Annotated in this window: 20 protein-coding genes and 2 pseudogenes; 11 read left to right on the forward strand and 11 right to left on the reverse strand. The window is 56.3% G+C overall.

What is annotated here, in order from left to right; genetic code table 11:
- Window positions 1–30 precede the first annotated feature (30 nt).
- From ACYZTY_RS26405 to ACYZTY_RS26415, 3 genes are read right to left on the reverse strand one after another with little or no spacing between them, the layout of a single operon-like run.
- Entirely contained in the window at window positions 31–327 is a 297-nt protein-coding gene (locus ACYZTY_RS26405; protein ID WP_461956078.1) for a winged helix-turn-helix domain-containing protein, read from the reverse strand.
- A 20-nt stretch (window positions 328–347) separates the two neighbouring features.
- Window positions 348–839, reverse strand: a complete 492-nt coding sequence (locus ACYZTY_RS26410; protein ID WP_461956079.1) for a M48 metallopeptidase family protein — start codon at window positions 837–839, stop codon at window positions 348–350.
- A 46-nt stretch (window positions 840–885) separates the two neighbouring features.
- Window positions 886–3009, reverse strand: a complete 2124-nt coding sequence (locus tag ACYZTY_RS26415) for a putative bifunctional diguanylate cyclase/phosphodiesterase (RefSeq protein ID WP_461956080.1) — start codon at window positions 3007–3009, stop codon at window positions 886–888.
- Between the two features lie 322 nt (window positions 3010–3331).
- Between ACYZTY_RS26415 and ACYZTY_RS26420 the strand changes: the two genes are divergently transcribed.
- The 3 genes from ACYZTY_RS26420 to ACYZTY_RS26430 all read left to right on the forward strand — a co-directional run bounded on the left by ACYZTY_RS26420 (window position 3332) and on the right by ACYZTY_RS26430 (window position 5527).
- Window positions 3332–4000 (forward strand): polysaccharide lyase family 7 protein, encoded by a 669-nt coding sequence (locus ACYZTY_RS26420; RefSeq protein ID WP_461956081.1) that lies wholly within the window; start codon window positions 3332–3334, stop codon window positions 3998–4000.
- Window positions 4001–4706: 706 nt separating this feature from the next.
- A complete protein-coding gene (locus tag ACYZTY_RS26425; RefSeq protein WP_461956082.1) occupies window positions 4707–5000 on the forward strand; it encodes a fructose-bisphosphate aldolase in 294 nt (97 codons plus the stop codon).
- 233 nt (window positions 5001–5233) lie between these two features.
- Window positions 5234–5527 carry a hypothetical protein gene (locus tag ACYZTY_RS26430; RefSeq protein WP_461956083.1) on the forward strand — a complete coding sequence of 98 codons (294 nt, stop codon included), beginning with the start codon at window positions 5234–5236 and terminating at the stop codon, window positions 5525–5527.
- Between the two features lie 1409 nt (window positions 5528–6936).
- Here the strand turns inward: ACYZTY_RS26430 and ACYZTY_RS26435 are convergent.
- Window positions 6937–7287, reverse strand: a pseudogene (locus ACYZTY_RS26435) (class II fructose-bisphosphate aldolase); the annotation flags it as partial.
- Window positions 7288–7368: 81 nt separating this feature from the next.
- Here ACYZTY_RS26435 and ACYZTY_RS26440 point away from each other — a divergent pair.
- From ACYZTY_RS26440 to ACYZTY_RS26450, 3 genes and pseudogenes are all read left to right on the forward strand, one after another.
- Window positions 7369–8067 (forward strand): transposase, encoded by a 699-nt coding sequence (locus ACYZTY_RS26440; RefSeq protein WP_461956084.1) that lies wholly within the window; start codon window positions 7369–7371, stop codon window positions 8065–8067.
- 59 nt (window positions 8068–8126) lie between these two features.
- A pseudogene (locus ACYZTY_RS26445) lies at window positions 8127–8656 on the forward strand (transposase); the annotation flags it as partial.
- A gap of 260 nt (window positions 8657–8916) precedes the next feature.
- The gene (locus tag ACYZTY_RS26450; RefSeq protein WP_461956085.1) at window positions 8917–9276 is read left to right on the forward strand and encodes a hypothetical protein; all 360 of its coding nucleotides are present in this window, start codon (window positions 8917–8919) and stop codon (window positions 9274–9276) included.
- A gap of 102 nt (window positions 9277–9378) precedes the next feature.
- On the opposite strand, the gene fba is transcribed toward ACYZTY_RS26450, so the two are convergent.
- From fba to tkt, 6 genes are all read right to left on the reverse strand, one after another.
- A complete protein-coding gene (fba, locus tag ACYZTY_RS26455; RefSeq protein ID WP_027617054.1) occupies window positions 9379–10443 on the reverse strand; it encodes a class II fructose-bisphosphate aldolase in 1065 nt (354 codons plus the stop codon).
- A 236-nt stretch (window positions 10444–10679) separates the two neighbouring features.
- On the reverse strand, window positions 10680–11012 hold the full coding sequence (locus ACYZTY_RS26460) for an MliC family protein (protein WP_131060609.1): 333 nt from the start codon (window positions 11010–11012) through the stop codon (window positions 10680–10682).
- A 56-nt stretch (window positions 11013–11068) separates the two neighbouring features.
- Window positions 11069–11290: a hypothetical protein gene (locus ACYZTY_RS26465; protein ID WP_461956086.1), complete on the reverse strand. Its 222-nt coding sequence runs from the start codon at window positions 11288–11290 to the stop codon at window positions 11069–11071.
- A gap of 34 nt (window positions 11291–11324) precedes the next feature.
- Window positions 11325–12488, reverse strand: a complete 1164-nt coding sequence (locus ACYZTY_RS26470) for a phosphoglycerate kinase (protein WP_461956087.1) — start codon at window positions 12486–12488, stop codon at window positions 11325–11327.
- A gap of 12 nt (window positions 12489–12500) precedes the next feature.
- A complete protein-coding gene (gene epd / locus ACYZTY_RS26475; protein ID WP_461956088.1) occupies window positions 12501–13553 on the reverse strand; it encodes an erythrose-4-phosphate dehydrogenase in 1053 nt (350 codons plus the stop codon).
- A 210-nt stretch (window positions 13554–13763) separates the two neighbouring features.
- The gene (tkt, locus tag ACYZTY_RS26480; protein WP_461956089.1) at window positions 13764–15761 is read right to left on the reverse strand and encodes a transketolase; all 1998 of its coding nucleotides are present in this window, start codon (window positions 15759–15761) and stop codon (window positions 13764–13766) included.
- A gap of 260 nt (window positions 15762–16021) precedes the next feature.
- Here tkt and ACYZTY_RS26485 point away from each other — a divergent pair, with 260 nt between their 5' ends.
- From ACYZTY_RS26485 to ACYZTY_RS26500, 4 genes are all read left to right on the forward strand, one after another.
- The gene (locus tag ACYZTY_RS26485) at window positions 16022–17017 is read left to right on the forward strand and encodes an ArsR/SmtB family transcription factor (protein ID WP_461956090.1); all 996 of its coding nucleotides are present in this window, start codon (window positions 16022–16024) and stop codon (window positions 17015–17017) included.
- Window positions 17018–17035: 18 nt separating this feature from the next.
- A complete protein-coding gene (metK, locus tag ACYZTY_RS26490) occupies window positions 17036–18226 on the forward strand; it encodes a methionine adenosyltransferase (protein WP_010466931.1) in 1191 nt (396 codons plus the stop codon).
- A 241-nt stretch (window positions 18227–18467) separates the two neighbouring features.
- Window positions 18468–20141, forward strand: coding sequence for an NAD-dependent DNA ligase LigB (ligB, locus tag ACYZTY_RS26495; RefSeq protein WP_461956091.1), 1674 nt, complete (start codon window positions 18468–18470; stop codon window positions 20139–20141).
- Window positions 20142–20239: 98 nt separating this feature from the next.
- Window positions 20240–20635, forward strand: coding sequence for a DUF1090 domain-containing protein (locus ACYZTY_RS26500; RefSeq protein ID WP_461956092.1), 396 nt, complete (start codon window positions 20240–20242; stop codon window positions 20633–20635).
- Between the two features lie 175 nt (window positions 20636–20810).
- Here the strand turns inward: ACYZTY_RS26500 and ACYZTY_RS26505 are convergent, their stop codons facing one another.
- On the reverse strand, window positions 20811–21260 hold the full coding sequence (locus ACYZTY_RS26505; protein ID WP_461956093.1) for a c-type cytochrome: 450 nt from the start codon (window positions 21258–21260) through the stop codon (window positions 20811–20813).
- Between the two features lie 128 nt (window positions 21261–21388).
- Here ACYZTY_RS26505 and mltA point away from each other — a divergent pair, with 128 nt between their 5' ends.
- The gene (gene mltA, locus ACYZTY_RS26510) at window positions 21389–22573 is read left to right on the forward strand and encodes a murein transglycosylase A (protein WP_461956094.1); all 1185 of its coding nucleotides are present in this window, start codon (window positions 21389–21391) and stop codon (window positions 22571–22573) included.
- The last annotated feature ends 33 nt before the right edge of the window (window positions 22574–22606 follow it).

Consider the following 22606-nt stretch of genomic DNA (forward strand, 5'->3'; position numbering starts at 1 on the left):
GCGAAGACTTCAGCCGCAACACCGAAAATCTTACGGATATTCCAACACCGCTTTAATCTGCCGCAGATTCCGTTCGATCCACCCGCGATCAATCGCCCCCCACTCGCGAATCCGATAACGCCCCGCATGGTTGCGCGCGCCCTCTTCCTGCTCGAACTCGCAAATAATGTCCAGATCCGCCAACGCTGCAATCGTGTCCTGCGCCGTGCGCCGGGGCATGCCGGTCACTTCGGTGAGCGCCGGGACGCTGATCGCCAGCCCGCTGTCGATCAGGTACGCCACGTACAAACGGCGGTAGAAACTGCTCTTGGTCTTGCTCACATCCACCTGTGCACTCCTTGTTCTTTTTATTGCATATCCCGCCACGTCAGGTACACCCGCAGATCAAACTCCACCTGGTGATACCCCGGCAACATGTGTTCGCAGAGCTTGTAGAAAGCCTTGTTGTGATCCGACTCTTTAAAGTGCGCCAGCTCATGCACCACGATCATTTTCAGAAAGTCGGAGGGCGCTTCCTTGAACAACGAGGCCACGCGGATTTCCTTCTTGGCCTTGAGCTTGCCACCCTGCACCCGCGAGATCGTCGTGTGCAGGCCAAGGGCGCGATGGGTCAGGTCGAGGCGGTTGTCGAACAGCACTTTGTCGATGGCCGGCGCGTTGCGCAGGTATTCCTGCTTGAGGTCCAAGGCAAAGGTGTACAGCGCCTTGTCGCTCTGCACGGCATGCTTTTCCGGGTAGCGTTTGCTCAGGTAGTCGCCCAGCCGACCTTCGGCGATCAGCTGGCGCACCTGGTCTTGCAACGCTGCGGGATAGGCCTGGAGGTATTTCAACGCGGTCATTGGAGGCGGCAACACGAATCACGAAAAGGTCGCCAGTGTAGCGAATTCAGCGGGTCAGCGCGCTCCAGTCAAACGGCGCGACAAAGTCACCGGCGTCCTCGGCCATCATCGGCCGGCCCACCAGAAAACCTTGCACATACTGGCAACCATTGGCTTGCAGCCATTCATATTGCGCAACGGTTTCCACCCCTTCGGCAATCACCAGCATCCCGTATTGCTTGCACAGGTCGATCACATTGCGCACCAGCGCCGCATCCCGTTCGGACGCCGGCAACCGGGCGATCAAATGCCGATCAAGCTTTAGCGTATCCAATTCCAGATCGCGCAGATGTGCCAACGAACACGGCCCGGAGCCGAAGTCATCCAGCGCCACCCGCACCCCGAGATTGCGCAGCAAGCGCAGTGTCTTGCGGGTTTCCTCGGGGTTTTGCATCAACGCTTCTTCCGTCACTTCGACTTCCAGATAACGCGGTTGCAGGCCGTGACGTTCCAGCACCTGGCGCAATTCCGTGACCAGGTTGGGCATGCCAAATTGAGTGCTGCTCAAGCTGACGCCCAGCACCAGATCTTCAGCAAACAAGGTTTCCCAGGCTTTACGCTGGCCGGCGCCGCGGTGGTAAATCCAGCTGCCCAGACGACTGATCAGCCGCGCCTCTTCCAGCAATGGCAAAAACAGCCCCGGCGGGACGTCGCCGACGCTCGGATGCTGCCAGCGCAGCAGCGCTTCAAAGCCACGAATCTGCCCGCTGCTGATCGCCACTTGCGGCTGATACACGAGGGTGAAATCACGGTTTTCAATGGCCGTGCGCACGCTCTCTTCGAGCATCAGCCGTGAGCGCGCCCGGCCATTCATGTCGTGATCGTAAAAACGGTATTGCTGCCGGCCGGCGCGTTTGGCTTCGTACATCGCAATGTCCGACGCACGTAGCAACCCGTCGAGATTCGCACCGCAATCCGGGTAAGCAGCGATGCCGATGCTGGCGCCCAACGCGATGTCCAGGCCATCAATCTGCTGACAGATCGACACCCGTTCAATGAGCTTCTCGGCAATCTTCGCCGCTTGCTCGGGAAATTCCAGATCCAGCAGCGCCGTGAACTCGTCGCCGCCCATGCGCGCCAGAATGTCGAAGGGCCGCAGACAGGCTTTCAATTGCTCGGACACCCAGCGCAGCACCCGGTCGCCGGCATCGTGACCGAGGGAGTCGTTGACGCGTTTGAAGCCGTCGAGGTCCAGGTACAGCAACACCCAGGCGCCATCGGAGCGTTCGCCGCGCAACAGCAGATTTTCAACCGTCTGATAAAAGCCGCGGCGGTTGAGCAGCCCGGTCAGCGGATCGGTCACTGCCTGGAATTCCAGTTGCTGATGCAGATGGCGCACCACCGACATGTCCAGCACCGTCACCACCATCGCATGCTGTTCGCTGGGCAATGGCGCGCACGACAGCGCCACCGGCACTTGTTGGCCGGGCGCCGTTCGCAACAGCGCGTCGTGCAGGCGCAGGGTTTCGCCGCGTCTGTAACCGGTATAAAAATCGGAGTCCGCCCAGACCGGGAAATGCGGCTTTTGCAGGAAATCCAGAAATTCCCTGCCTTGCAGGTCTTGCACGGTGGCATTGAGCAGCCGCGACATCGCCGGGTTGGCAAAGCGGATCAGACCGTCCTCACCCACCACCAGGATGCCTTCGGCGGCGTTGTCCAGCACCGAGGCATTAAACGCGCGAGCGACCTCCAGATCGTGGCTCAGGCGCTGCAACGCACGGCGATTGCGCTGATGCTCAAGCAACGCCTGAACCTTGGGCTTGAGAATTTGCGGGTCGAACGGCTTGAACAGGTAATCCACGGCACCACTGGCGTAGCCCTTGATCACGGCGTCCTGGGACTGTTCGTTGGCGGTGAGGAAAATAATCGGTGTGAGGCGGGTTCGCTGACTGCCGCGCATCAAGCGCGCGACTTCAAAACCGTCCATGCCCGGCATCTGCACATCCAGCAGCACCAGGTCGACATCGTGTTCGAGTAAAAGACTGAGGGCTTCAAAACCGGAAGCCGCGGTAATGACCTGCCAATCCTGGCGCTGGAGCAACGCGCGCATGCTGATCAGGTTTTCAGGGTAATCATCGACGATTAAAAGGATCGAGCTGCCTTCAGCTGGCGTGGGTTGCGCGCATTCCATGCTGCTTCTCATATTCGGGGCGTCAGGCCGGTTTCTCGTGAAAACCGGACAAATACTGAGACTTCACTCTAGACCGGGATCCGCAAAAGCAGAAGCTATCAGTGAGCCATCATTTAACCATCACGTACATTTACCGACTAACGGTCGCTTCTACAGCCCGCTGAAACCGGGAAAGATGGCCTTTTAACAGGATTTTGACGTCATCCGTTTGTCATTTGCGCATTAACAAATTGAACTTCTGCGCTTATAAGGATTGTCCCCAAGGCGCGAGCCAGAGCTTCTGGCACGCGCGTGCAGTAAAAATTCGTGGAAGCTTTTGTCTATGATCGATCTCGCAACCTGGAACCTCAGCGTTCCTGTCGGCAATCCGCCGTACACCGTTGACACGCCAAAACTGGTGAACGGCTTCAAGGATCAATACTTCCACTCCGACACCGGCACCCTGTTTTTCTGGTCCCCGGTGACCGGTTCCAAAACCGCAAACGCAAAGTACCCCCGCACCGAACTTCGCGAAACTTACAGCAATGGCACCCTGAAGAACTGGCTCTACCCGGACGCCGACAACTCCCTGCGCGCCACCCTCGCGGTCAACCAGGTTCCGAGTTCAGGCAAAATCGTCATCGGCCAGATCCACGCCTATGAAAGCCAGAAACCCATGGTGAAACTCGAGTATCAGTACAAGACCAGTACGCAGTCGGGCAACATCGTCGCCAAAGTGCGGATGCGCCCGGATGACGGCGAAGGTCGGGTCATCACGATTGCGACCGGGGTGAAACTTGATCGCGAGTTTTCCTACCTCATTCACCTGAGCCCGGGCGGAGCGCTGGGCATCAGTGCGGCAGGTTATCAGTGGGACACCGACATCAGCGCGACCTGGCGCGACAAGCCGTTGTACTTCAAGGCCGGGGTTTATGTGCAAGACCACACCGGGTACACCAGCGAAGGCGGGAAAGTGACGTTCAGCAAGCTGGATATTGATCACGATAAGTAGCGCTCTGATCCTTCCCACGCGTGGTACTGCATCCCGGGACGCTCCGCGTCCCAACCCTCCAACAAACACCTCTGCCCATGTAGCAGCTGCCGAGCAACGCGAGGCTGCGTCCGAGGACAAAGTCCTCGCAAGTCCGGCAATCTATATATACCTGTATGAATACGTCGCATGATTTACGACTGCTCCGCAGCCGAACGCAGCCTCGCAAGCTCGACAGCTGCTACAAACCAATCATCTAAGCATCTGAAAAACTCGTAGGACGCCTCTGACCGTGGCGAAGGAGCTTGCTCCCGCTGGACGGCGAAGCATCTCAAAATCCTGCCATCAATTTCTGATGACTCCCCACAGCGCACTGTTTTATTGCGGTGACGCCGTAAACCAAAACCACGCCACCTAAATAAAAGGCCAGGACAGGCGTCCTACAGGTCGGTTGCGGGAGCCGGAATTGCTGCCTAAAATTGGCCTGTCGCTGACACCGTTGGCGATAGGGTTTCGCAGCCCTAACGATACGTGTAGTAACCTAGCGCCTCGAAAAGACGGGCGCCTCAGCACTCGTCCTCCTTTTTTATGGTGGCTGTGTGTGGGAGACCTTCGGGTCTGCCGGGTTCCTCGTATCCTCGGTCTGCGAACCCGCACACAGCTACCACCCAATTCGTTTCGCAGCGAACGGCAGTAGCTCTTCTTTTAGATTCGAGGAGCCTTACTTATGACAATGAACAACCCGACACGCCGTTTCACGCCCATGTCCCAACTCGCCACCGACTACCCCGTCCTACTCATCGACAGCGACGCACCTCTACGCGAACTCCACAACTGCGTGAGCGAACGCCTCAACGCCGTTCTCAAGTATTTGAATCTGATGGCCTGCACCAGCCTGCCGGACTACGCCGAGAACGACATCAACACCGTCACCAACATCGCCCGGATCATGGTGCAGGACATTGCCGATGTGTTCGGGGTGATTGAACAACGTGGGTTTGATACATCTAAAGCCAAGTAGCCGATTTTCAGGCAATAAAAACCCGCATTATGCGGGTTTTTTTCGTTCGTATTCTTTGCATTCAAAGTGCACGTTTGTTTGCCTATAACAAAAAAATATAAAAAACTGTCAACTCTTACAGGTGACCGATTACACCAAACATCCTAACCTCATCGACGAAAGCACGACAAACAGGCTGAGCAGGAATAATTCTTTCTCGTTATCATCGTAAATCATCGCAGGGAACGCAAATCATGACCATTACAATAGATATGAGTTACACAGGTAATTTTTCCGATGGCGTATTTACATTTTCAGGACGCACGGAACGACAAAAACATGTGTATCTACATGCGGCTGGAGAGGGAGGAGAATACGCAAGAGTTTTTACTAGAAATGGTGATTTCGTTTTGACGGCTTCTGGCCTACCCGGAAAGCAATATAATTTTGCGCTTCGCACAAGCGATGAAATTGGAAAAAACTTTTCAGAATGGTTTGAAATACACAACCTCAATGTAGCCTATTCCAAAAAAGGTGAAGAAGGATAAACTGATTTTGTCATCCAAAGACGCACACATATTAATCCACCAACGTTTTTTAATTGACTTATCGATCACCCAAGAAACTATATTTTGCATCTTAAAAAGACCGCATCAGTGGTTGCTTTGTAATAAGCCGACTAATAAATAACGTACAAAGAGGACACCCATAGCCTTGACCAATATCGGCTAATGGGCGCCCTCTTTGATCTTCCTTCTTATGCTGTCTTACCAAGACTTGCACTAAATACGGCGGCACCGTCGCCAAAATACGACACAGTACCTTGCAGCAGTGAATAAGATTTATCGGGGGACATTAACTTCATCTCAAAATCCGGAGAGCCATCACGAGATGCCAACGTCAGATTAATAACAACCTTCGTGTTTGGCTGACTCATATAATAAAAATTACCCCTAACGTCATAGACTCTCCCCCCATACTCATATATTCCGACATTTATAATATCGCGACTAGCATCGGAGTCTGTGATCTTCAAAACAGCTTTGGTGTCACCATCACGCCTTCGTATGTTCCATTCAACATTATATAAATCTCCATAATTGTAAATCAGTAGAGCAACCGCATGGGTTTACCCACATCGCTTGCCCCTCGGATACGGCATATGAAAGATATGGCAAAAACAGCCTGCGGATCACCTGTAAGAAATTACAGTTTTCATACAATTTCGAAATAACAAATAGCACCAGACATATCCTATTGCGGAAAACAAAGCGAAACAAAGGTGACACTCATTAGCCTTGATTTGAGACCAGCTAATGGGTGCCCCCTTTTAATTACCTTTTAATTATTGACGGGTAATCCTTTGAAGAGGGGGCGATTAAACCCGCCCCCCTTTCTTTCTCTTCTTCCAGTTAGCTACTTTCACTATCGCAAAAAAGTATTAAAAACTGTCAACTATTACAGGTACCTAAACAAGACTCACCACCTATCCTTCTCCACGCAACAGGAAAAAGTGGAACAGTGGAACAGTGGAACAGTGGAACAGTGGAACAGTGGAAATAATTCTGTCTTCTTTCCGCTACCAGCCTCATTAACTTGTAATGGAATACTTAAAATGACCATTAAAGAAATATCTGAATTTAGCCCCAAGGAATTAGTCAACTTCGAACTCGAGAATGGCACAACGTTACAGGGAGAGATAGTATCCATTGAGAAGCAGCTAGGCACTCTTAGTATCAAGATTGCTGATGGAAGCGTTAAGAATGTTAACCATAGCACTATAAAGTCGAGCTACCCTGTAATGTCTTCCAAAGGAGGCATGGACCAGTTCCATGGGTCAAGAGAGCCTGGTGGAGGTCCAAGCCGCAAACCGCGCTAAAGGCGACAGTTTTATTTATCCCACCAAAAAACCCGCCTCTCGGCGGGTTTTTTATTAACGCTATTCAAACACTAAGGCTTAGTTAACCTTAGCGTTCAACTCACCCTTCAAATACCGCTGATACATCGCTTCCAACGAGATCGGCTTGATCTTCGAAGCATTACCCGCAGTACCGAAAGCCTCATAACGAGCAATACAAACATCCCGCATCGCAGTCACAGTCGCACCAAAGAACTTACGCGGATCAAACTCGCTAGGATTGGTCGCCATCAAACGACGCATCGCACCCGTCGAAGCCAGACGCAGGTCAGTATCAATGTTGACCTTACGCACGCCGTACTTGATGCCTTCAACAATCTCTTCAACCGGCACGCCGTAGGTTTCTTTGATGTCGCCGCCGTACTGGTTGATGATCGCCAGCCACTCTTGCAGAAACAAAGGGGACAGATTTATTAAATCGATTGTCTGCTGCTATGCTTCACCCATCACTACAAGGACGTAGGAGGCTATATGCCCAGAATGGGACGTGTTGTGTTACCCAATTATCCGCATCATGTTGTGCAACGAGGCCACAACAAACAGGTGGTGTTCGCCGAGCCTGGCGACTACCAGCGCTATCTCGAAGATCTGCGAGAGCTCAAAACGCTATACGACGTCAAAGTCTATGCCTTCTGCTTGATGACCAATCATGTCCATCTACTACTCGCACCAGGAAACTCCGTTGCGAGTCTCGGACAATTGATGAAAGGCTTGGCAGGCCGCATGACGCGCTATCGAAACAAGCTGGAAGGACGCTCCGGTACCTTGTGGGAGAGCCGATACAAATCCAGCGTGGTACAAACCGACACTTATCTGCTGGCTTGTAGTCGCTACATCGAGCTGAATCCTGTGCGAGCGCAAATGGTTCAGCGTGCACAGGATTACCCTTGGTCGAGTTTGCACCTACGCCTCAACGAAACGGCTGAAAATCATTGGCTGGATGAAGATCTTTGTTTTACCGAACTCGGTGAAACTCACAACGAACGCCTTGCTTGCTATACCTCATTTATGGAACAGACGATTCCGTCTACAGAGTTACAGCTGATCAGAGGAGCCCTTCAACGTGGACAATTGACAGGTAATCCCCGATTCACAGATGAGATTGAAAAAATCACTGGATTGCGAATATCTCGTCGAGCGCGAGGCAGGCCTGCGAAGCAACTTCAATAGAAGCACCAGGGGACGATTAAATAAATCCGCCCATTAAATAAATCTGTCCCCTTTAAGCTGTGACCAATCATGTCCATCTACTGCTCGCACCAGGAAACTCCGTTGCGAGTCTCGGACAATTGATGAAAGGTCTGGCAGGCCGCATGACGCGCTATCGCAACAAGCTGGAAGGACGCTCTGGCACCTTGTGGGAGAGTCGATACAAATCCAGCGTGGTTCAAACCGACACCTATTTGCTGGCTTGTAGTCGATACATCGAGCTAAATCCGGTACGAGCGCAATGGTCCAGCAAGCACAGGATTACCCTTGGTCGAGCTTGCACCTGCGCCTCAATGAAACGGCTGAGAATAATTGGCTGGATGAAGATCTCTGTTTCACCGAACTCGGTAAAACTCACAACGAACGCCTTGCTCGCTATACCTCATTTATGGAACAGACGATCCCATCTACGGAGTTACAGCTGATCAGAGGTGCCCTTCAGCGTGGACAATTGACGGGGAATCCTCGGTTCACAGATGAGATTGAAAAAATCACTGGATTGCGAATATCACATCGAGCGCGAGGCAGGCCTGCGAAACAACTTCAATAGAAGCACTAGGGTACGATTAAATAAATCTGGCCATTAAATAAATCTGTCCCCTTTAAGGAAGTGCCTTAGTGCTTTTAGTATCCATATAACTCAGCTCGCTTTTTCTACCAAACTATCGCAAAACGGTATAAAAAACTGTCATTTTTAACAGGTCACCAAAAACAACTTATAAACTAACCTCATCGACGCAATATGAAAAAACTCAGATAGGACGGATAAATATATCCTCCCTAAATATCTTATATAAAAGGGTTAAAATCATGAGCAACAATCTGAACGGTACTTACAAAGGGCGTGTATATGATTCCGGCGAGAGCAATGACGCCACCTTGACAATCACCTCGTCAGACCCAGAGACGGGCAACATAGCTGTAGCCAACATGTTATATTACGGACACAAATTCGTCGTTGATGGAACCTTCGCTTATCAAAACTTAACCGATCAGTCTTCGGTATCTTTAACTCTTCGAGCAGAAGTCAAAAGCGGAGAAAACATTCTACTCAACATTACTTTGACATCATCTGACAGAAGTTATACCACCTTGAACGGCAAAGTTTATGTCTCACGCGGGGGGCCGAATGTGGGTAAAACATACGACATCACCTTCAACAGAGCATAAAGTATGAGGGGTTTGAATTAATTACCCTATTTATCCATTTATTAAACTCAACAAAAACCCGCCTCTCGGCGGGTTTTTTTATGCAACTCAAACGCTTAAGACTTAGTTAACCTTAGCGTTCAACTCACCCTTCAAATACCGCTGATACATCGCTTCCAACGAGATCGGCTTGATCTTCGAAGCATTACCCGCAGTACCGAAAGCCTCATAACGAGCAATACAAACATCACGCATCGCAGTAACCGTCGCACCAAAGAACTTACGTGGATCAAACTCGCTAGGATTGGTAGCCATCAACCGACGCATCGCACCGGTAGAAGCCAGACGCAGGTCAGTATCAATGTTGACCTTACGCACACCATGCTTGATGCCTTCAACAATCTCTTCAACCGGCACGCCGTAGGTTTCTTTGATGTCGCCGCCGTACTGGTTGATGATCGCCAGCCACTCTTGCGGAACCGAAGAAGAACCGTGCATGACCAGGTGGGTGTTCGGAATGCGCTTGTGGATTTCTTTGATGCGGTCGATGGCCAGCACGTCGCCGGTAGGCGGCTTGGTGAACTTGTACGCGCCGTGGCTGGTGCCGATGGCGATGGCCAGGGCGTCGACCTGGGTGCGTTTGACGAAGTCAGCGGCTTCTTCCGGGTCGGTCAGCATTTGGCTGTGGTCCAGAACGCCTTCGGCGCCGATGCCGTCTTCTTCACCGGCCATGCCGGTTTCCAGCGAACCCAGGCAGCCCAGCTCGCCTTCTACCGAGACGCCGCAGGCGTGAGCCAGGGCTACAGTTTGTTGGGTGACGCGGACGTTGTAGTCGTAGTCGGTCGGGGTCTTGCCGTCTTCGCCCAGGGAGCCGTCCATCATGACCGAGCTGAAGCCCAGTTGGATGGAGCGCTGGCAGACGTCAGGGCTGGTGCCGTGGTCCTGGTGCATGCACACCGGGATGTGCGGGAATTCTTCGATGGCGGCCAGGATCAGGTGACGCAGGAACGGTGCGCCGGCGTATTTGCGAGCACCGGCCGAAGCCTGGACGATCACCGGGGAGTCAGTCTTGTCAGCGGCTTCCATGATGGCGCGCATCTGCTCAAGGTTGTTGACGTTGAAAGCTGGAACGCCGTAGCCGAACTCGGCTGCGTGGTCCAACATCTGGCGCATGCTGATAAGTGCCATTGTGTGTGTCTCTCCCGGTTTGGGTCGTTAATCGTGCCAGCCTGCCGTAGCGGCGGCGGCTATTCAAGTTATTGCAGATCGGGGGTTGGCCCTGGGCTGCGAATTCGGTGGTGCATCGATCTCTGTAGGAGCGAAGCTTGCTCGCGAAAGCGGTTTAACGGGCAACACAGGTGTTGAATGTGATGACGTCTTCGCGAGCAAGCTTCGCTCCTACAGGTTTCGCAAAAGCCTTTCAATTACTGCGCTTTACAACCGCGGCCAATCAAATCATTGGTGGCGACCCAGTAAACCAGGCCTTCCTCACCTTTTACGTGAAACGCCAGCATGTCGTTGCTGTACAGCGAACCTTCGGCGCCCGGTTCGAGCTTCAAACGGTAGACCTGATCGGCCCCGCCGAGGCGTACGTCGACTTCCTTGCGGCTGTCGTCGGTGTAGCGCCAGAGCACTTTGGCCTGGCTGTCGCAGGTCCAGGTGGTCCAGTTGTCCGTGGATTCGGCAGGCTTGAACAGGTTGAAATTCGAGCAACCGGCCAGCAATGCCAACGCCATAACGGCGATAAAACCTTTCATCCATGTTCCTCGACTGACGGCGCACGCCGCTAGCCCTGAGTAATGTGTCAGACCCGTCAAGGGCAGCCATGTTCCTTGGCCGGAGTCTGTGTCTCGTATTTCTCCAGGCCATCAGGCCCGGAGCGCTTGTTGATCACCGGGTTGGTTTCTGCTTGCCAGTCGGCCTGGTAACAGCCTTTTTCCACCGATTGCGGCGCAGGTTCCGGCTTGGCTTTCGGGTTACTCCCGCAAGCCGCCAGCATACCCGCTACGATCAACAGCGCTAACGGCTTGACCATGAGAACACTCCTTTGTGTGGTCAAAAGGACGACCTCAGGCCTTGGCCCGGCTTTCCAGGACTTCAACGGCCGGCAACACCTTGCCTTCCACGAACTCCAGGAACGCGCCGCCACCGGTAGAAATGTAGGAGATCTGATCGGCAACGCCATATTTATCGATGGCGGCCAGGGTGTCGCCGCCGCCAGCGATGGAGAACGCCGAGCTGTCCGCGATGGCCTGGGCCAGGACCTTGGTACCGTTACCGAACTGGTCGAATTCGAACACGCCAACCGGGCCGTTCCACAGAATGGTCTTGGACGACTTCAGCAGCTCGGCGAAATTCGCCGCGGTCTGCGGGCCGATGTCCAGGATCATGTCGTCTGCAGCCACGTCGGCGATCAGTTTGACGGTGGCAGTGGCGCTTTCAGCAAATTCCTTGGCGACGACAACGTCGACCGGCAACGGCACGCTGACTTTGGCGGCGATTGCGCGAGCGGTGTCCAGCAGGTCCGGTTCGTACAGGGACTTGCCGACCGGGTGACCGGCAGCGGCCAGGAAGGTGTTGGCAATGCCGCCGCCGACGATCAGCTGGTTGCAGATCTGGCTCAGGCTGTTCAGTACGTCGAGTTTGGTCGACACCTTGGAACCGGCAACGATGGCAGCCATCGGCTGGGCCGGGGCGCCGAGGGCTTTGCCCAGTGCGTCCAGTTCAGCAGCCAGCAGCGGGCCAGCAGCGGCGACTTTGGCGAACTTGGCCACGCCGTGGGTCGAGCCCTCGGCACGGTGAGCGGTGCCGAAGGCGTCCATCACGAACACGTCGCACAGGGCGGCGTATTGCTGGGCCAGTTCGTCAGCGTTCTTTTTCTCGCCTTTGTTGAAGCGCACGTTTTCGAACAGCACGATGTCGCCGGCTTTCACGTCGACGCCGCCCAGGTAATCGGCAACCAGCGGCACTTCGCGGCCCAGGGCCTTGCTCAGGTATTCAGCGACTGGCTTGAGGCTGTTCTCGGCCGAGAACTCGCCTTCGGTCGGACGGCCAAGGTGCGAGCAGACCATCACGGCCGCGCCTTTTTCCAGGGCCAGCTTGATGGTCGGCAGCGAAGCCAGGATTCGCGCATCGCTGGTGACTACACCATCCTTGACTGGGACGTTGAGGTCTTCGCGGATCAGTACGCGCTTACCTTGCAGATCGAGGTCGGTCATCTTCAACACGGTCATGGGTCGCAATTCCTACTGTTTTGGAGAGGCAGCTGTCTGCAGATAATGCTCTGCAACATCCAGCATTCGGTTGGCAAAACCCCATTCGTTGTCGAACCAGGCCAGGATGTTCACCAGCCGTGGGCCGGAAACTCGGGTCTGACTGGCATCGACGATGGCCGAATGTGGATCATGGTTGAAATCACAGCTTGCGTGCGGGAGCTCGGTGTAGGCCAGCAAGCCTTTGAGCGGGCCACTGGTGGCGGCCTCGCGCAGAATCCTGTTGACCTCGGTGGCGTCGGTGTCGCTGACGGTCTGCATCGTAATGTCGAGGCAAGACACGTTCACCGTCGGCACCCGCACGGCTTTGGCCTGAATTCGCCCGGCAAGTTCCGGCAACAGGCGTTCGATGCCACGCGCCAGACCAGTGGACACCGGAATCACCGACTGGAACGCCGAACGTGTGCGGCGCAGGTCCTCGTGATGATAGGCGTCGATGACTGGCTGATCGTTCATTGCCGAGTGGATGGTGGTGATCGACACGTATTCCAGACCAATGGCCTGGTCCAGCAGGCGCAACAGCGGCACGCCGCAGTTGGTGGTGCAGGACGCGTTGGACACCAGCAACTCGTCGCCGGTCAGGCAATCCTGGTTCACGCCGTAGACGATGGTGGCGTCAACATCCGCCTCGCTGGCCATCGGCTGGGAAAACAGCACACGCGGCGCGCCGGCATCGAGGAAACGCTGGCCATCGGCACGCGTGTGGTAAGCGCCGGAGCATTCCAGCACCAGATCGACGCCCAGGGACGCCCAATCGATGCCTTCGGGGGTGGCACTGCGCAGGACCTTCACGCAGTTGCCTTGAATATGCAGACAATCGTCCTCAACCCGCACTTCGCCGGGAAAACGCCCGTGCGTGGAGTCGAAGCGTGTCAGGTATTCGATGCTGGCCATGTCAGCCAGATCGTTGATCGCGACAATTTCAAACCCGGCTTTCTCGCCTCGCTCAAACAACGCACGCAAGACGCAACGACCAATCCGGCCGTAGCCGTTGAGTGCAACTTTGTAGGGACGCGGTTGAGGCATGGGGTTCTCGATTACCGTGGTGAATCCGTCAAGTTCTGCGTTGAATGTTCAATTGCCTTCGCGGGCAAGTCGGATCGCCGCACCGCTCGCTCCTACAGGTTTGCGATTGTTGGGGGATCGGGATGACCCCAATTCCGCCAACAACGCAATCCCTTGTAGGAGCGAGGCTTGCCCGCGAAGACGTCAGCACAGACAACGCAGCTTTCGGACTTAGTCTTCCAGCAACTCTTCAGCCTGACCCAGGATGTTTTCCAGGGTGAAGCCGAACTCTTCGAACAAGGCTGGCGCAGGCGCCGACTCGCCGAAGGTGGTCATGCCGATCACGCGGCCTTCCAGGCCCACGTACTTGTACCAAAAGTCCGAGTGAGCGGCTTCGATAGCGATACGGGCGCTGACCTGCAATGGCAGAACTGCTTGCTTGTAGCCCGCGTCCTGAGCATCGAACACGCTGGTGCAAGGCATCGAAACAACGCGCACTTTGCGACCTTGTTCGGTCAGCTTGTCGTATGCCTGAACCGCCAGACCGACTTCCGAACCGGTAGAGATCAGGATCAGCTCAGGCTCGCCTGCGCAGTCCTTCAACACGTAACCGCCACGGGCGATGTCGGCGATCTGCAGCGCGCTGCGATCCTGATGCTGCAGGTTCTGACGCGAGAAGATCAGCGCCGAAGGGCCGTCCTTGCGCTCGATGGCCTCCTTCCAGCAAACGGCCGATTCAACGGCATCGGCTGGACGCCAGGTGTCGAGGTTCGGCGTGCTGCGCAGGCTGGTCAGTTGCTCGATCGGCTGGTGAGTCGGGCCGTCTTCGCCCAGACCGATGGAGTCGTGGGTGTAGACGAACACCACGCGTTTCTTCATCAGCGAGGCCATGCGCACAGCGTTGCGGGCGTATTCCATGAACATCAGGAAGGTCGCGCCGTAAGGCACCAGACCGCCGTGCAAAGCCACGCCGTTCATGATCGCGCTCATGCCGAATTCGCGAACACCGTAGTACATGTAGTTGCCGCTGGCGTCTTCAGCCGAAACACCTTTGCAACCTTTCCACAGGGTCAGGTTGGAACCGGCCAGGTCAGCAGAGCCGCCGAGCAGTTCAGGCAACAGCGGGCCGTAGGCATTCAGTGCGTTCTGGCTGGCTTTACGGCTGGCGATGGTTTCGCCCTTGGCCGCGACTTCAGCGATATAAGCCGAGGCTTTTTCCGCGAAGTCTTCCGGCAGATCGCCGCCCAGGCGACGGACCAGTTCGTTGGCCAGCTCAGGGAAAGCCGCGGAGTAGGCAGCAAAACGCTGATCCCACTCGGCTTCGGCCGCGCGGCCGGCTTCCTTGGCGTCCCACTCGGCATAGATGTCAGCCGGGATTTCGAACGGGCCGTGGTTCCATTTCAGTGCAGCACGGGTCAGAGCGATTTCCGCGTCACCCAATGGGGCGCCGTGGCAGTCTTCTTTACCTTGCTTGTTCGGCGAACCGAAACCGATGGTGGTCTTGCAGCAGATCAGGGTTGGCTGATCGCTTTTGCGCGCGGTTTCGATCGCGATCTTGATCTCTTCCGGGTCGTGACCGTCGACGTTGCGGATCACCTGCCAGTTGTAGGCTTCGAAACGCTTCGGGGTATCGTCGGTGAACCAGCCTTCGACTTCGCCGTCGATGGAAATGCCGTTGTCGTCGTAGAAGGCGATCAGTTTGCCCAGGCCCAAAGTACCGGCCAGGGAGCCGACTTCGTGGGAAATGCCTTCCATCATGCAGCCATCACCCAGGAACACGTAGGTGTGGTGATCGACAACGTTGTGGCCAGGACGGTTGAACTGCGCCGCCAGGACTTTTTCAGCCAGGGCGAAACCTACGGCGTTGGCCAGGCCTTGGCCCAGTGGACCGGTGGTGGTTTCTACGCCCGGGGTGTAGCCGAATTCCGGGTGACCCGGGGTACGGCTGTGCAGTTGGCGGAAGCTTTTCAGGTCATCGATCGACAGGTCATAGCCGGTCAGGTGCAGCAGCGAGTAGATCAACATCGAGCCGTGGCCGTTGGACAGCACGAAGCGGTCACGGTCGGCGAACGATGGATTGCTCGGGTTGTGCTTCAGGTAGTCACGCCAAAGTACTTCGGCGATATCCGCCATACCCATAGGGGCACCGGGATGGCCGCTGTTGGCTTTTTGCACGGCATCCATGCTGAGGGCACGAATGGCGTTGGCACGCTCACGACGGCTGGGCATCGCTGATCTCCTGGGGGCTGAATAAAACGAAACGGAAAAAAGGCGAGCATTTTCCCTCACCCACCCGCCTCGGGGCAATGACAGATAGTCATCTGAAGGCGTTTTTCCAATTGTTAACAGCGGTTTCGACTGATGAAACCTTTCCGCTGTTCGTTTGTTGACTGAACCTAACGCCGAGAAGTGCCATCTATCGAGCAATATCAAAACTTTTTGATATTGCCCTTGCGGTGGTTTCTGACCATCACTAGACTGCTGGCCCTATGAATTTACGCGTGCCTTCCATTCAACATGACGAGTGCGATGAGCTGGCGGCCCTGTGCAAGGCCGGCGGCGATCCTCTGCGGCTGAATGTATTGCGCGCGCTGGCCAACGATTCGTTTGGCGTACTGGAACTGGCGCAAATCTTCGGGATGGGTCAGTCGGGCATGAGTCACCACCTCAAGGTCCTGGCCCAGGCCGACCTGGTGGCGACTCGCCGTGAAGGCAACGCGATTTTCTACCGTCGCGCCCTGCCCCACACCGATCTGTTGGGCGGCAAGCTGCACGCCGCCTTGCTCGAAGAAGTGGACAACCTGACCCTGCCGGCCGATGTGCAATCGCGGATCGCTCAGGTCCACGGGCAACGAGCCGCCGCCAGCCAGGACTTTTTCTCACGGGTGGCGGAGAAGTTTCGCGCCCAGCAAGACTTGATCGCCGGCCTGCCGCAATACCGCGAAAGCGTGGTGGCACTGCTCGACAAGCTGAGTTTCAGTGAAGGCGCGACGGCCATTGAAGTCGGCCCCGGCGACGGTGAATTTCTGCCGGAACTGGCGCGCCGCTTCACCCAGGTCACGGCGCTGGACAACAGCCCGGCAATGCTCGAGCTGGCGCGCCAGGTCTGCGAACGTGAAACGCTGGCTAACGTCAGCCTGCAACTGGCCGATGCATTGAATGGCGTCAGCCTTAAGGCCGATTGCGTAGTACTGAACATGGTGCTGCACCATTTCGCCGCGCCGGCCGAAGCGCTCAAGCACATGGCCGACTTGCTGCAACCGGGCGGTAGCCTGCTCGTGACAGAGTTATGTAGCCACAACCAGAGTTGGGCCAGGGAGGCCTGCGGTGATCTTTGGTTGGGGTTTGAACAGGACGATTTGGCCCGTTGGGCCACCGCTGCGGGACTCGTTCCCGGGGAAAGCCTCTATGTAGGCTTACGTAATGGTTTCCAGATCCAGGTCCGCCATTTTCAGCGACCGGCTGGCGACACTCACCATCGGTAAATTCAGGAAAAAATCGAGATGAGCGAATACTCCCTCTTCACCTCCGAGTCCGTGTCCGAAGGGCATCCGGACAAAATCGCCGACCAGATTTCCGATGCGGTGCTGGACGCCATCATTGCTGAAGACAAGTTCGCCCGCGTAGCGTGCGAGACGCTGGTTAAAACCGGCGTGGCAATCATCGCAGGTGAAGTCACCACGTCGGCTTGGGTCGATCTGGAAGAAATCGTGCGTAACGTCATTCTGGACATCGGCTATAACAGCTCCGATGTCGGCTTCGACGGTGCCACTTGCGGCGTGATGAACATCATCGGCAAGCAGTCCCCTGACATTAACCAGGGTGTTGACCGTGCCAAGCCTGAAGATCAGGGCGCCGGCGACCAGGGCCTGATGTTCGGCTACGCCAGCAACGAAACCGACGTGCTGATGCCAGCACCGATCACGTTCTCGCACCAGCTTGTACAAAGGCAAGCCGAAGCCCGTAAATCCGGCCTGCTGCCTTGGCTGCGCCCGGACGCCAAGTCGCAAGTGACTTGCCGTTACGAAGGCGGCAAGGTTGTCGGTATCGACGCCGTTGTTCTGTCGACCCAGCACAACCCTGAAGTGTCGTACAAAGACCTGCGCGAAGGCGTGATGGAGCTGATCGTCAAGCACGTGCTGCCTGCCGAACTGCTGACCAAAGACACCCAATTCCACATCAACCCGACTGGCCAGTTCATCATCGGCGGCCCGGTTGGCGACTGCGGTCTGACCGGTCGCAAGATCATCGTCGACAGCTACGGCGGCATGGCCCGTCACGGCGGCGGCGCGTTCTCCGGTAAAGATCCATCGAAGGTTGACCGTTCGGCGGCCTACGCCGGTCGTTATGTTGCCAAGAACATCGTCGCTGCCGGCCTGGCCGAGCGTTGCGAGATTCAGGTTTCCTACGCGATCGGTGTTGCCCAGCCGACTTCGATCTCGCTGAACACCTTCGGCACCGGCAAAATCAGCGACGACAAAATCGTCAAACTGGTACGCGAAATTTTCGACCTGCGTCCATACGCGATCACCACCATGCTCGACCTGCTGCACCCGATGTACCAGGAAACCGCTGCGTACGGCCACTTCGGTCGCACCCCGGCGACCAAGACTGTGGGCGAAGACACTTTCACCACCTTCACCTGGGAAAAAACCGACCGCGCCGACGACCTGCGTACTGCAGCCGGCCTGTAAGACTTTCCTGGCGGTACCAAAAGCCCTGCACGGTTCGCCGTGCGGGGCTTTTTATTGTGCGCAGTTTTTTAGAACGCAGCCTCGTTTCACTTGACAGCTGCTACAGAGATTCGTGTAGCAACTGTCGAGTGAAACGAGGCTGCGTTCTTTTGTCTCGAAACACACCGAAAAACATCCCTGCTGCCGACGCCCGAAAGCTGACTAACCTTGAAAGCATTCCCCTTGAGCAAGGACGCTCACGATGCTTCTGCGCCTGTTTTCCGCTTTGTGCCTGACCCTGTTTTGCCTGAACTCAATTGCCAACGACTGCCCCGACTGGTCACCCGCCCGCGCCCTGGACGAAATCACGGCCCTGCAAAAACAGATCGACTTCTGGGACGACAACTACCACCGCAACGGACGCTCACTGGTCGCCGACGAAATCTATGATCAATCTCGCGAGCGATTGAGCGAATGGCGTGAGTGTTTTGACTTGAGTCTGGCACCCGAACCCTTGCGCACAGCGGGCGGCAAGATTACCCATCCCATCGCCCACACGGGCCTGGAAAAACTGCGTGACGGTCGTGCGGTCGAGCATTGGCTGCGCGAGCGTAATGACCTCTGGATACAACCCAAGGTCGACGGTGTGGCCGTGACATTGATCTATCGCAACGGCGCACTGCATCAGGCAATCAGTCGAGGTGACGGGGTAAACGGCCAGGACTGGACCGCTTCGGCCCGACTGATCGAAGCCATCCCCCGACAACTGCCGCAACCCTTGGATTTACTGGTGCAAGGCGAACTCTATTGGCGCCTGACCGATCATGTGCAAGCCAAGGCAGGCAGCCTCAACGCCCGCTCCACGGTGGCTGGATTGATGGCTCGCAAAGAGCTGAACGCCGAACAGGCCGGTGGAATCGGGTTGTTTGTCTGGGATTGGCCGCAAGGTCCGGCAAGCCTGCCCGCCCGGGCGGCGGCTCTCGATGAAATGGGCTTCCCGAGCACTGCGCCTTACAGTCAGCCAATCAAGGTATTTGCCGACGCTGAACAATGGCGCGATCACTGGTATCGCACGCCCCTGCCCTTCGCCAGCGACGGCGTGGTTTTGCGCCAGAGCCAGCGCCCACCGGCCGAGCGCTGGCAGGCGCGGCCGTCCTTCTGGAGCGTCGCCTGGAAGTATCCGTTCGCCCAGGCCCTGGCCGAAGTGCGCAAGGTCCACTTCAAAATCGGGCGGACAGGTCGGATTACACCGGTGCTGGATCTGACGCCAGTGAAGCTCGATGACCGACAGATCAAGCGCGTGAGCGTCAGCTCACTGCGACGCTGGGAGGAACTGGATATCCGCCCCGGGGATCAGGTGTCCATCAGCCTGGCGGGACTGACCATTCCAAGGCTCGACGGTGTCGTGCTGCGCAGTACCGAACGCGCTGATTTGAATGTGCCATCGGCAGCAGACTTTCATCATCTGAGTTGCTGGCAACCGACATCAGGATGCGAGAGCCAATTCCTCGCGCGCCTGACCTGGCTCAGCAGCAAGCAGGGGCTGGCTTTGCCCCATCTCGGCCCTGGCACCTGGGAGAAACTTTTCGAAACAGGCCGCCTCAACAGCCTGCTGGATTGGTTGACCCTCGATGCTCAAGAGCTTGCTAACATTGATGGCTTCGGTGAGCGCAGCACGGCTCGCCTTTTAAACAGTTTCAACATCGCCCGGCAACGCCCGTTTGCTCACTGGCTCAAAGCCTTGGGGTTGCCGCCGACCGGCCAGGCACGGCTTGCCGACTCATGGCAGGAACTGGCGAATCGAAACACCGAACAATGGCAGGCAGAAGCAGGTATCGGCCCGGGACGCGCGGCGCAATTGAGCGCATTTTTTCGCGACCCGCACGTCCTGGCACTGAGCCAAACATTACGCATGGCAGGGATCGACGGCTTTTAAACACCGCCGACACCCGGCAGCCCGGGAACCCAAAGGTACCGAGGGGCTCAAACGCCCATCGCCACATCGACCCGATTGTCTTTGCACATGGAGCTTTTATGAAATTTCTTTCACCACTCGCCTTGTTGACCCTTTGCAGCGTGATGGCCGCTCCCCTGATGGCCGCCGAAGAAGCCCCTGAGCTGACCGGTTGCGCCGCGAAGAAACAGGGCATCATGAATCAGATCGAACTGGCCAAATCTCACGGCAACGCCGATCAACAGGCAGGCCTCGAAACGGCCCTGAGCGAAGTCACCGCCCATTGCACCGACGCCTCGCTGAAGAAGGAACGGGAAAACAAGGTGCTCGACGCCAAGCATGAAGTCAGCAAGCGTCAGGCCGACCTGGACAAAGCCATGAAGAAAGGCGATCCGGAGAAGATCGACAAGCGCAAAAACAAACTCGCCGAGTCGCGCAAGGAATTGCAGGACGCGCTCGACGAGCTGGATAAGTAATACACAGAATTAGAGAGCAAACGTTGTGGCGAGGGAGCTTGCTCCCGCTGGGCTACGAAGTAGCCCCGACCCGGTAATCGCGCAGTGTCAGCATTTACACGGTCGCTGATTATACGACTGCTGCGCAGCCGAGCGGGAGCAAGCTCCCTCGCCACAAAAGCCAGCAATCCGAAAATCAATGATCCCGAAACTCTTTATGGCAGGCACTACACGCATCTTCGACTTTCTGCACCGCCGGGCCCAGGTTACTGGCCTTGTAGGGCTGAACCTTGCTGGCAATCACCAAGTCACCGGTGGCGGCTTCAAGGGTGCGGACCATTTCCTGGAAACGTGCCTGCTGCTGCCACACATTGTCCTTGGCGCTGGTGTGATCTTCTTCGCGCACTTGCGGGAAATGTTTCCACGGCTCACGGGACAAGGCGTCGAGTTTCACAGCGCCTTCCGCGAATTTCGGACCGTCGAACGGGATACGACCACGCAACATGCCGCCCAGGTCTTCACCGGTCTTGAGCATCTGTTTGAAGATCGCCTTGCGTTGGCCAAGCGGAGAATTCGGGTCGACTCCACCGCAGGCAGACAAGGTCAGGCAGGCCAGCAATACAACGGAAAGTCTTTTAAGAGTCATGGTGGCTTCAGGTCACGGGAAACGGCGGCCAGTATCCTCGCGTCATCGGCAAAGACCAATAGCCCTATTATCAATACGGGTTGTTTGAGCGCATGGAGCACTCAGGCAACCGGCAAAGGAATTACTCCATGAACAGCCGTTTCAAGGCATGGCGTCACCACCTCGTGTGGACTCTTCCAATGGTGGCCGTGCTCGCTGGCTGCACCGGCGGCGATAAAAACACCCCAAAAACCCACGCGCTGGCGACCTACTCCAGTGCCACTTGGGAAGCGCTGCCGGCCGTATCCGACAGCGATCTGGTCGCCGGCTTCGGCTCGTGGCGCAGCGCCTGCACCCGTCTCAAGGCCGACCCGGTTTGGGGCTCGACCTGTGCGGCTTCCGCCAATGTGCCGCAAACTGCCAACGACATCCGCGGCTTTCTCAAGCAGAACCTCGACGTCTACGGCCTGCGCGCCGCCAATGACAATCCCAACGGTTTGATCACCGGCTATTACGAGCCTGTCTACCCTGGCAGCCTGACCCAGACCGAAGTGGCGAACATTCCGGTGTACGGCGTGCCCGAGGACATGATCATCGTCTCTCTGGACAGCATCTATCCGGAACTCAAGGGCAAACGCCTACGCGGTCGCCTCGAAGGTCGCGTGCTCAAACCTTACGACGATGCGGCAACAATTGAGACCAAAGGGGTCAAGGCGCCGGTGGTTGCCTGGCTGACCGACCCGATGAACCTGCAATTCCTGCAAATCCAGGGTTCGGGTCGTATCCAGCTCGACGACGGCCGCCAACTGCGCATTGCCTATGCCGACCAGAACGGCCATCCGTATCGGCCGATCGGGCGCTGGCTGGTGGAGCAAGGCGAGCTGAAGAAAGAAGACGTGACCATGGGTGCCATCAGCACGTGGGCCAAGGCTAATCCGTCGCGCATTCCGGAACTGCTGGGCAGTAACCCGAGTTATGTATTCTTCACTCGCAACCCGGACAGCAACGAAGGCCCTCGCGGCTCGCTGAACGTTCCGCTGACGGCCGGTTACAGCGCGGCAGTGGATCGCAAAGTGATTCCGCTGGGCAGCCTGCTTTGGTTATCAACCACTAAACCGGACGGCACCGCACTGGTACGGCCGGTGGCAGCGCAAGATACCGGCGGCGCGATTGCCGGCGAAGTGCGTGCGGATCTGTTCTGGGGCACCGGCGAGGCGGCCGGGCAATTGGCCGGGGACATGAAACAGCAGGGGCAGATCTGGATGCTGTGGCCTAAAGGCGCGGCGTTGCCGCAAGTGCCTCAAGTTGCCAATGCGGAAAAAGATAAGCCCTGAAATCTGCACTGGCAGTCAGATAGCTTTCGCGGG

This window comes from Pseudomonas sp. LB1P83 (assembly GCF_054897885.1).

Bases quoted from the DNA above. Each gene is read 5' to 3' on its own strand.
- ACYZTY_RS26470 (WP_461956087.1), bottom strand. From the start codon at position 12,488: ATGACCGTGTTGAAGATGACCGACCTCGATCTGCAAGGTAAGCGCGTA.
- metK (WP_010466931.1), top strand. From the start codon at position 17,036: ATGAGCGAATACTCCCTCTTCACCTCCGAGTCCGTGTCCGAAGGGCAT.
- ACYZTY_RS26485 (WP_461956090.1), top strand. From the start codon at position 16,022: ATGAATTTACGCGTGCCTTCCATTCAACATGACGAGTGCGATGAGCTG.
- tkt (WP_461956089.1), bottom strand. From the start codon at position 15,761: ATGCCCAGCCGTCGTGAGCGTGCCAACGCCATTCGTGCCCTCAGCATG.
- epd (WP_461956088.1), bottom strand. From the start codon at position 13,553: ATGCCTCAACCGCGTCCCTACAAAGTTGCACTCAACGGCTACGGCCGG.
- mltA (WP_461956094.1), top strand. From the start codon at position 21,389: ATGAACAGCCGTTTCAAGGCATGGCGTCACCACCTCGTGTGGACTCTT.
- ACYZTY_RS26450 (WP_461956085.1), top strand. From the start codon at position 8,917: ATGAGCAACAATCTGAACGGTACTTACAAAGGGCGTGTATATGATTCC.
- ACYZTY_RS26500 (WP_461956092.1), top strand. From the start codon at position 20,240: ATGAAATTTCTTTCACCACTCGCCTTGTTGACCCTTTGCAGCGTGATG.
- ACYZTY_RS26410 (WP_461956079.1), bottom strand. From the start codon at position 839: ATGACCGCGTTGAAATACCTCCAGGCCTATCCCGCAGCGTTGCAAGAC.
- ACYZTY_RS26460 (WP_131060609.1), bottom strand. From the start codon at position 11,012: ATGAAAGGTTTTATCGCCGTTATGGCGTTGGCATTGCTGGCCGGTTGC.
- ACYZTY_RS26425 (WP_461956082.1), top strand. From the start codon at position 4,707: ATGACAATGAACAACCCGACACGCCGTTTCACGCCCATGTCCCAACTC.
- ACYZTY_RS26465 (WP_461956086.1), bottom strand. From the start codon at position 11,290: ATGGTCAAGCCGTTAGCGCTGTTGATCGTAGCGGGTATGCTGGCGGCT.
- ACYZTY_RS26415 (WP_461956080.1), bottom strand. From the start codon at position 3,009: ATGGAATGCGCGCAACCCACGCCAGCTGAAGGCAGCTCGATCCTTTTA.
- fba (WP_027617054.1), bottom strand. From the start codon at position 10,443: ATGGCACTTATCAGCATGCGCCAGATGTTGGACCACGCAGCCGAGTTC.
- ACYZTY_RS26440 (WP_461956084.1), top strand. From the start codon at position 7,369: ATGCCCAGAATGGGACGTGTTGTGTTACCCAATTATCCGCATCATGTT.
- ACYZTY_RS26505 (WP_461956093.1), bottom strand. From the start codon at position 21,260: ATGACTCTTAAAAGACTTTCCGTTGTATTGCTGGCCTGCCTGACCTTG.
- ACYZTY_RS26420 (WP_461956081.1), top strand. From the start codon at position 3,332: ATGATCGATCTCGCAACCTGGAACCTCAGCGTTCCTGTCGGCAATCCG.
- ligB (WP_461956091.1), top strand. From the start codon at position 18,468: ATGCTTCTGCGCCTGTTTTCCGCTTTGTGCCTGACCCTGTTTTGCCTG.
- ACYZTY_RS26430 (WP_461956083.1), top strand. From the start codon at position 5,234: ATGACCATTACAATAGATATGAGTTACACAGGTAATTTTTCCGATGGC.